This window comes from Nostoc parmelioides FACHB-3921 (assembly GCF_014696625.1).
Taxonomy (GTDB): domain Bacteria; phylum Cyanobacteriota; class Cyanobacteriia; order Cyanobacteriales; family Nostocaceae; genus Trichormus; species Trichormus parmelioides.
Map to the genome: position 1 here is coordinate 1 of NZ_JACJQL010000129.1, position 8,188 is coordinate 8,188.

General features: G+C 41.7%; 11 protein-coding genes. 1 reads left to right on the forward strand and 10 read right to left on the reverse strand.

Translation table 11 applies throughout. The features are described from left to right. Positions 1 to 272: 272 nt before the first annotated feature. The 10 genes from H6G14_RS33890 to H6G14_RS32250 all read right to left on the reverse strand — a co-directional run bounded on the left by H6G14_RS33890 (position 273) and on the right by H6G14_RS32250 (position 6,492). The gene (locus H6G14_RS33890; RefSeq protein ID WP_242054297.1) at positions 273 to 1,079 is read right to left on the reverse strand and encodes a transposase; all 807 of its coding nucleotides are present in this window, start codon (positions 1,077 to 1,079) and stop codon (positions 273 to 275) included. After that, positions 1,045 to 1,356, reverse strand: coding sequence for a hypothetical protein (locus H6G14_RS33895; protein WP_242054299.1), 312 nt, complete (start codon positions 1,354 to 1,356; stop codon positions 1,045 to 1,047). The genes H6G14_RS33890 and H6G14_RS33895 overlap by 35 nt, the downstream gene beginning before the upstream one ends. Then, the gene (locus tag H6G14_RS33900; protein ID WP_242054300.1) at positions 1,329 to 1,841 is read right to left on the reverse strand and encodes a transposase; all 513 of its coding nucleotides are present in this window, start codon (positions 1,839 to 1,841) and stop codon (positions 1,329 to 1,331) included. Before H6G14_RS33900 ends, H6G14_RS33895 begins: the two co-directional genes overlap by 28 nt. Positions 1,842 to 2,043: 202 nt before the next feature. Beyond that, positions 2,044 to 2,385, reverse strand: a complete 342-nt coding sequence (locus H6G14_RS32220) for a DUF2281 domain-containing protein (protein ID WP_190572951.1) — start codon at positions 2,383 to 2,385, stop codon at positions 2,044 to 2,046. Positions 2,386 to 2,389: 4 nt separating this feature from the next. Next, complete coding sequence (locus H6G14_RS32225) at positions 2,390 to 3,286, reverse strand: ParB/RepB/Spo0J family partition protein (protein ID WP_190572954.1); 897 nt, start codon at positions 3,284 to 3,286, stop codon at positions 2,390 to 2,392. Beyond that, positions 3,273 to 3,908: an AAA family ATPase gene (locus H6G14_RS32230; protein ID WP_190572956.1), complete on the reverse strand. Its 636-nt coding sequence runs from the start codon at positions 3,906 to 3,908 to the stop codon at positions 3,273 to 3,275. The genes H6G14_RS32225 and H6G14_RS32230 overlap by 14 nt, the downstream gene beginning before the upstream one ends. 76 nt (positions 3,909 to 3,984) lie before the next feature. Then, positions 3,985 to 4,218, reverse strand: a complete 234-nt coding sequence (locus H6G14_RS32235; protein WP_338421254.1) for a putative toxin-antitoxin system toxin component, PIN family — start codon at positions 4,216 to 4,218, stop codon at positions 3,985 to 3,987. Then, on the reverse strand, positions 4,185 to 4,466 hold the full coding sequence (locus H6G14_RS32240) for a hypothetical protein (RefSeq protein WP_338421253.1): 282 nt from the start codon (positions 4,464 to 4,466) through the stop codon (positions 4,185 to 4,187). Before H6G14_RS32240 ends, H6G14_RS32235 begins: the two co-directional genes overlap by 34 nt. Positions 4,467 to 4,733: 267 nt before the next feature. After that, a complete protein-coding gene (locus H6G14_RS32245) occupies positions 4,734 to 5,390 on the reverse strand; it encodes a DUF2459 domain-containing protein (protein WP_242054301.1) in 657 nt (218 codons plus the stop codon). Between the two features lie 442 nt (positions 5,391 to 5,832). Further along, positions 5,833 to 6,492, reverse strand: coding sequence for an ester cyclase (locus H6G14_RS32250; RefSeq protein WP_190572961.1), 660 nt, complete (start codon positions 6,490 to 6,492; stop codon positions 5,833 to 5,835). Between the two features lie 294 nt (positions 6,493 to 6,786). On the opposite strand from H6G14_RS32250, the gene ppk2 reads away from it, so the two are divergent. Further along, complete coding sequence (gene ppk2 / locus H6G14_RS32255) at positions 6,787 to 7,689, forward strand: polyphosphate kinase 2 (protein ID WP_190572963.1); 903 nt, start codon at positions 6,787 to 6,789, stop codon at positions 7,687 to 7,689. Positions 7,690 to 8,188 lie beyond the last annotated feature (499 nt).

Sequence of the window (8,188 nt, forward strand, 5' to 3'; positions counted from 1 at the left end):
TCCTGGGGATATAATTCTATTCTTTCTAGGGGACTTGTCATTATTTATACACACAATTATATTTTTCTGTTTATTTTCTCACAAAATTTATTTTAAAGATAGCTCTAATAATAATAATCAAGCTGAAGGGTTGATATGAACCTTTCTCTTATCAGTGGTTTTATACCTTACACGATAATCATTATTGGTAAAAAACTCGAAAACTAAAAGTGAACTATAAACCGGATACTCATTTTTGAAGCATATCATGAGTTAAAATCTCATTTTTTCTTTCAAATCACAATATGCTGTAGATGAGTTTTAGCTAACCCAATATAACGGCAATCGCGCAATTCAAAAGCTCGGATACCCTGAGAGATAGTTCCTTCAATACCTGAGCGCAGTGCATACTGTTTTTGGAATTCCTCAGTTTTTTGTCGCTCTCTGCCTTTTTGAAGGGCTTCGTAATCTGGTTGTGCTTGTATGGTTAACGCTCGTGGGTCGTTAGCAGAACGGGTACACTGAGAGCGAACCAGACACTTCTTGCAGTCTTTTGTACGGAAGTTAACGTGAATTACTGGATGTCCATAAACATCGAGAGTATTTTTCCATCGACTACTGCGCTTACCTTGAGGACAATACACTACTTTTCGCTTCCAGTTGACTCGAAAGTGAGACACATCAAATCCAAGTCCTGCTTTTGCTTGCCATGCACCATTAACCGCAACTGGGCCGAACAGGTCAATGTCATAGTCGCGCAAGGAGCTAGAAAGCAATTGAGAGGAGGTGTATCCCTGATCAACTAAATGTTGCCGAGGTAAAAGGTTTTTTTGGGCTAAGGCTTGGTGAATTGAAGGAACAACAGTTTGGTCTTGCGTTGTGGCTGGCGTAGTTTCTACCTGAGTGATGATATGGGGTAAATCTTCATCACAACTTTCTGTCAAATGCACTTTGTACCCTGTCCAGTGGGTAGCGCGTTTGGTGCTGTTACGGGCATCTAAGTCATAGGGTGAGCGAATTCGCACTGCTCCGGGTGGGCCATCTTTGTCGCTGCGTAACTGAATCTTAGGAGTTGGTGCATAGTTTAGGAGTTGGTGCATAGTATTGCTGTAACCAAACTTGACGCAAAACTTCTACGGCTGGCAGTTGTCGCAGTTCAATCGGGGAAGTTTGGGAATAGATGTTATCGAGTAAATGAAAACCATCCGCACCTATAATCTCGGCTAATGCTTTCCGTTCGGCAGGTGTTCTAGGGAGTCGAGAATCTTCAAGACGTTTGCTATAGCGGTCATACCACTCGGCGGGAGCTAGTGACTTCAACCAAATGGGTGCGACTTCAGCCACAGCATTTAAGGCATACCGCAGATTTTCCCCCAAATCTCCAGTCTTGTTAGTTCCCTGACTACAGCTAATATATGGGTTGAGTCAGTGCGCTGTTTTCCCCTTGCTGACAGTAGTTTGAGTTGCTGAAATTTCGACAGCATCAAGTCTAGTATTTGCCGCTCAACTCCACCTGTGATTAATCGGTCACGGAATTCGCTCAAAACACTAAAGTCAAAACCGGGGTCTGTCAACTCCAACGACAAAGCGTATTTCCAATCAATCCGCCCTTGCACTGCTACGGAAGCTTGTCTATCAGAGAGATTCTCTAAATACTGCATCACCAGGATCATCGCCAACCTCCAAGGTGCTTGCGCTGGCTGACCCCGTTGTGGATACAGTGATGCGAAATCTTCATCCTGATAAAACACCCCAAGTTCATCACGCAGTCGCATATATAAATTACCTTTTGGAAATGCGGCCTTGGCTATGCGTACCGTTTCATTGGGAATAGGAGGAATTTCTTCGGGATGTAAGCACATATACTGCCTCCACAAGTATTTCTTCTAGTTTATTGATTATTGAGGCAGCTAACTTAATTTTTTCTCTACCGTGTAATATACGGAGAAATGTGATTCTCCTTACCATGTAATACACGGTAAATCCGCCGTTTTTTTGTTAAGCAATATTTCGCCAACGGTATCAGGATGATAGCACTACAGTGGTTAGTATCTAGCAGGTACATTACTCAAAAGGATTTACATCATAATCGAATTTGGCTTTACCACGAGTCGCGTAAACAGACTGAAGACACTCATCAAAGTCATCACCTGCCCAAGTTCCTGCGTGTCTGAGAATGGAGCGACCGGAAGCCGGACGGTAGGGTAGCTGAGAACTGTCTATCGGGGTTTCTTCTGGTTGAGGTAGGGTATCGGAACTTCCTATTTCTGGCTTAATGTACGGTGATTGAGTATCTTTTTTAACTGTTTGTTTGGTTTTCAAAAAACGCAGAAAATCAAGAGTTTCTTCTAGAAGTGACTCTGGAGAAGATTCAATTTCTTGGAGCAGAATTTCTTTGATAGTCATATAATTAATCCTCAGCTAGTATGGTTTCCATTTGTATCAACAACTTTTCTAATCTTTTCTGTTTTTTCGGGTCATCCCAGGCTTTTGCTTTTTGAAAACGATGGGTAATATCTTGCATCTTCTGCTTTAGCGTTTGGGGTTCTTCCTTGGGAGGGCGGACAGCTTTGAGCCGCTCTCGGATTTGGGCAAGAGATAAGTTTTGAGTTATCGCTTCTTCCAGTAATTCTTTTCTCTTGTCCTCATCCTTTAAGCGAGCAATCGCTTGGGCTTTAGTATATGCGATTCTGCCAATTCGCAGGGCTTCAAGAATTTCACTTGGTAAATTCAGTAATGTTAGCCTAGTTGTAACGAAAGACTCCCATGCAATAAATGCTAGATCATTAAAAATAGCTTGAATTCTCAAGGCTTCAGAACTAATCAAAACGTTTTGATTAGTATTACCAATCACTTCATTCCGCATTCGGTAAAGAAGAGAAGTAACCTCTGCAACATCAATTTTAAGTTTGAGACTTAATAGCTGAAGAATTCCTTCTGTTTCCTCTACAGGATTCAAATCTTCACGTTGTAGGTTTTCAACAAGTGCAAGCTGAACTGCCTCATCATCAGTTAATTCTCTTACAGTTACAGGAACTAAAGTCAAACCAGCTTCTTTTGCAGCCCGATAACGTCGTTCTCCTGCTACTAATTCATACTGACCATTTTTTTCTACAGGACGAACTAATAACGGTTCTAAAATTCCATGTCTGGAAATTGACTCCTTTAATTGTTGAAGCTTTTGAAGATCAAAATAGCGGCGAGGTTGGTTTGAGGGAAGAATGATTGAATCGATTGATATTTCATGAACATTAGACAAATCAGCATCAAATTTCCAATCATCTTTCAAGCTATTACGCCTTGCCATAACTCAAAGCCTCCTCGAATAGCTGCTCATATTCTCTTGCAGCTTGAGATGCCGCATCACCAGACATATTAAAAACGGTAGCAGATTGTCCTGGGGCATCAGCAATAACCTGTCGCTGATAAATCACTTGCTTCAGCAAAGTCAGCCCTTCGGTTTGGGATAAAACCTCTTGGGCTTCCCTCAGCAATACAGTTCCTTTTGCAGCCCGACTTAAAAACATCGCTGCTTTGGGAGTCCCTTTGCGGATTTTCTGAGCTTGGTTGACCAGACGGACAATATCTTTAGTTGCTAGTAAATCGAGATTTGATGGCTGCACAGGTACTAAGGCTAAATCAACACTCAGCAATACAGCTTTAGCTGTTTCACCAAGGACGGCTGGAGAATCTACTATAACTGCTTCATACTGTGCTGAATACAGCGCAATTTGGTCAAAGATATCATCAGGATCATTGATAACTAAAGAGGGTAAGTTAAGTTTTGTTAACCACTGACTGGAACTTGTTTGTCCATCCGAGTCAATAACCATCACACTATACTTTCTCTGCGCTAACCAGTGAGCAAGATGGACTGCTGTTGTCGATTTTCCACACCCACCCTTTCTGTTTAAAATACCAATCAACATTGATTCTGCCTAATATTTTTCAGCTTTGCTTTGAGCTTACTGCCATTAATTATGCTGCTCATCGCTGCTATTTTCGCTAGTTCTTAGCTAAAAATTCTTGAACAGTGAGAATCTCAATGCCTCTCCAGGGTTTTAGCACCAGCAGATCATCATCTCCGGTCACAATACATTCTGCTTTTCCACTAACTGCTAATTCTAGATATTTGTTATCTTTTGGATCTCGACATTCGTTAATCTGTTCAGTTACTTTAATGAACTGTACAGTCTCAGATAAATCTACCAGGAATTCGTTTCTTTCTTCTGGCGTGATATACCGATTAAATTTGGCAAGATTGACTCCAAAATCTCTGGCGTTAAACCCCTTTGGGCGGCTCGTTTGCCAATATCATCCATTGTCTGCCTAAGCTTGGCAATGGCTTCTTGCCTGGAAGTCATTGAAGACTTTAGTAACACTGCAATCCGGGCTTCAATTTGCTCCCGTTCTTCTTCCGTGGCATTGCGGTATGCCTCTGCTACCTCAGATGGGACTTTGATGGTAATTTCTTCTTTAGTAATCATGGTCTGTTCGCTTCCATAATTTCTCATCTTTAATCATGTTACTTCCTCGGCTCAGAGTTCCACATCAGGCTGTTTGAAGCGGTGTTGTAGCATGGTCATGACATAGATATAAATGAATGCCCTCATAGTCTTTATGAGGATTTTCTCTATGAATTTTAGTAGCAGTAAGCAAAAATTAAGCAATGGTAGAACTTACTTGCTCGAAAGATTGATTGACAAAGGATTCAGTAGCCAATGCTGTTCACCTTTGTTGCAAGGTCGGGGCTATTAACAGTAGAGACTACACGATTTATCAATTTGGTGTAATGCCCTAGACGGTTTCTTTGATTGGGTTTTAGGGTTGGTCTTCACCCGAAAATTTGCCCAGATAATCAAGCCATGAATTTGGCAGTCCAAATCTTGTAGCCATGCAGCTAATTCATGATTGCTGTTATATAACAAGGTATAGTCTTGGTTATCTTGAACGAAAGTTAAACCAGTTTGTGAATTTTCGATGCGCGTTTCAAGATGGCGGTTAAAACGTTCATCTAATAATTTCAGTAACCGTGTTACATGAGCTTGTCCTACTTTTAAACTTAATATACTGGCATTTTCCCGTTGCATCATTTGCTCAAACTGAGATGTGTTACTAAATGTTCGCCGTCCGAGAGTACCTTGAGTTGGTAAAAAAAGTGCCGCCAACCCATTCATCAAATCCTGCTGGTTGAGGGCAAAATAATTCCAATCACCATAAGCGTACTGAATTAATCTACCGTTACGACTGGGTAACACCAGCCTGGAATGCCAACCGTAGTCTGTGACATAAATCGTGATTGCCTCGACAGGAGCGGTCGGGGGTACGATGGTTGTGGGAGATAACATCCAGACTAACAAGATAGAGGCAATTATCAGTGAAGCTAATTTTGCAGTGCGGTATAAACCCATCTCTGTACAGGACAAAAAATAGAGAAAAAGCTTGCAAGGGAGACAGAGAAAGGGTTTGATAGAAAGTTACTACACAATCAAAGAAACCTCTATGAACCAGATTAACCGATTGAGAGACACACTCAAACCACATTTGGGATGGTATGGTGCGCGTTTAAGCTTTTAATTCTGAAAATCAACCCTTTTTTGATGGGTTCAGGCATTCCACTTTTTTCTGGAGTAATAGGGCAAACTGCTTTAGAACTTGCCAACAGCTATATCTATGAAAATGGAGTCTTGCTACTCCATTACAGGGTGAAGTGATTAAGTTGTTGAGCCAAGATAATTTCGTTTCTCTCTAAGTAGTTCAAAAGTTCAAAGCAGAGAGTGCGCTTTGTTGGATTTATTCTTGCCTTGTAGACGCTGGTGTAGAAATGTCGGTTAACCTACTTTATCCGCTTCCTCAAGAGTGAAAGGGACATCCAGAAGCGGTTAATTTGTTGAGAAAAGCACTGTTATCAAAGAAATGTTCTACCGATTCAATCTTAAGTTCTTCGGTAACGCAAGCAACACTTAATCCAATTATTTCTATGGTTTCACCTGTAGGAGCAAAGTCTTTAAAGTTCCCCTTAAATTGCCCCCAATGTCTCCACTTAAAGACAACATTAGGAGGAGGTGATAACACTTCGATTAATTCCCAATGAAATCCTTCAGGAAAAGCTGTATGAAATAAGTTATAGGAGGAATCAAAGGTTTCCTTTGTTGAACGATAATGTTCTGTATCGCCTAAAAAGAGGTTGTAAGTTCCGGCATCAATTATATCTTGTGCTGTATATTGCTTGCCGCCATTGGTACTCATGCGAAATTTCTCAGTCACAACAGAAAGCCATTGCTGTGGATTGATTTTGTGGGTGGCTTCCATCTCAAAAGTTCGCACAAGATTATGAGCGATCGCATTCAGAGAACCTTCGGCATGGTTGCACTGACGCTCTTGAGAGCGAAATTGATTAGTATGGGAATAATCTGGTCTTCCCTCTCGCCATTCAACCGCAGCATCCACCGCGATTACTTCTTCCCGGTCTCGTACCCAAAGGGGTAATTCTACTGGTTGTGTGTTACTCATAAAGATTTTTTTGATATGGCTGTTGTTGTCTCATCATTGTGATTATCTCATCATGGCGGTGCAACTAACCATTTATTAGCTGCTCTAGTAGGGTGAGTGCCGGGACACCAAGAGTGTTGGCGAAATATTTCTTAATCCTGGAATCCTTGTGCTGTCATAGAAACCCACTAACGAAATTTCTCAAAAATACCCTAATATATAGCTGCACTACACCAAAGGGCTATTTCGTGTAATCGTTACATCAAAATCTTATCAATTCATTATCGTCTCTAAAGGTTAACCCCAAAAAATTTTATGAACACTGAGCAAGACAATGGAAATCCGATTAAAGAAGCTATAGAATCCCCGCTCATAACGCTAAAAACTAAGAAAAAGAGCGCGAAAAAGCTGAAAAAACACACGACTGAAGGTGAAGGAAGTTCTAAAATATCTAGTCGTTTCTACGAAAAAGAAATAGCCAAACTGCAATTAGAACTGGTCAAAATGCAATATTGGGTAAAGTTTACAGGTGCGCGCATCGTCATTATTTTTGAAGGACGGGATGCCGCAGGTAAGGGGGGTACGATTAAACGCATTGCCGAGCCGTTAAATCCGCGTGGCTGCCGTATCGTCGCTTTAGGCACGCCCAGCGATCGTGAAAAGACCCAATGGTACTTCCAACGCTATGTAACCCATCTGCCTGCTGCGGGTGAAATTGTTTTGTTTGACCGCAGTTGGTATAACCGTGCTGGGGTAGAAAATGTGATGGGCTTTTGCACACAAGAACAGTACAAGCATTTCATGCAAGATTGTCCAGAATTTGAACGGATGTTGGTGCGTGAGGGCATCATTTTATTGAAGTATTGGTTTTCTGTTAGCGATGATGAGCAAGAACGGCGCTTTCAATCGAGAACCACTGATCCAGCTCGGCGGTGGAAACTCAGTCCGATGGATCTCGAATCGCGCGATCGCTGGGTGGAATACTCTAAAGCCAAGGATGTCATGTTTGCCCACACCAATATTCCCGAAGCACCCTGGTTCACCGTCGAAGCAGACGACAAAAAACGCGCTCGCTTAAATTGTGTTTACCACATCCTCAGCAAGATTCCCTACGTGGATATGACTCCACAACCCCTGGAACTATCTCCCCGGAAGTCTGCCGATAGCTATGTCAGACCACCTCGAAATGAACAGTTCTTTGTACCACAGACTTATTAGGTAGTCGTTTTTTGGTGTGGATTCACTTTCTAAGTAAATTCGGGTGACAAGTAGCATAGAACACTACTATTCAATTGCTGGGAATGTTTGATTAACCAACAAAAAGACTACATAGCAAGGGTTGAGCGCCTTAACCAAATTTTTTAGTCGATTATTACTTAAACCCTTTTAAGGCGAATAGCGCCGCTTGACAATTACTTGGCAATTTTCATTTTTACTACCTTCTAGGGCATTCCACGAATTTAGGATTTCGTTGAATCGCCAACTGAAAGTGCTTCTAAGTCTGCAATGAGATATTGCAGACTTAGAAATTTGTTTATGAATGCTTGAGACACATCTATGAACTTGCGCCAGCTTCAGCCGCCGCTACATCTGGTTTGGACTCCTTCACTTTTTTTTTCAAAAATCTGGATTCCGGCATCAACCACCTCAAACCCTTTTTCTGTTCGTTGACCAAGCTTGCCCGATACAGCCCCAGCCCAGTCTGCGAATTCCGAGG

Coding starts and splice junctions, on each gene's coding strand:
- H6G14_RS32250 (WP_190572961.1), bottom strand. CDS start 6,492: ATGAGTAACACACAACCAGTAGAATTACCCCTTTGGGTACGAGACCGG.
- H6G14_RS32220 (WP_190572951.1), bottom strand. CDS start 2,385: ATGACTATCAAAGAAATTCTGCTCCAAGAAATTGAATCTTCTCCAGAG.
- ppk2 (WP_190572963.1), top strand. CDS start 6,787: ATGAACACTGAGCAAGACAATGGAAATCCGATTAAAGAAGCTATAGAA.
- H6G14_RS33900 (WP_242054300.1), bottom strand. CDS start 1,841: ATGTGCTTACATCCCGAAGAAATTCCTCCTATTCCCAATGAAACGGTA.
- H6G14_RS32225 (WP_190572954.1), bottom strand. CDS start 3,286: ATGGCAAGGCGTAATAGCTTGAAAGATGATTGGAAATTTGATGCTGAT.
- H6G14_RS32230 (WP_190572956.1), bottom strand. CDS start 3,908: ATGTTGATTGGTATTTTAAACAGAAAGGGTGGGTGTGGAAAATCGACA.
- H6G14_RS32240 (WP_338421253.1), bottom strand. CDS start 4,466: ATGATTACTAAAGAAGAAATTACCATCAAAGTCCCATCTGAGGTAGCA.
- H6G14_RS32245 (WP_242054301.1), bottom strand. CDS start 5,390: ATGGGTTTATACCGCACTGCAAAATTAGCTTCACTGATAATTGCCTCT.
- H6G14_RS33890 (WP_242054297.1), bottom strand. CDS start 1,079: ATGCACCAACTCCTAAACTATGCACCAACTCCTAAGATTCAGTTACGC.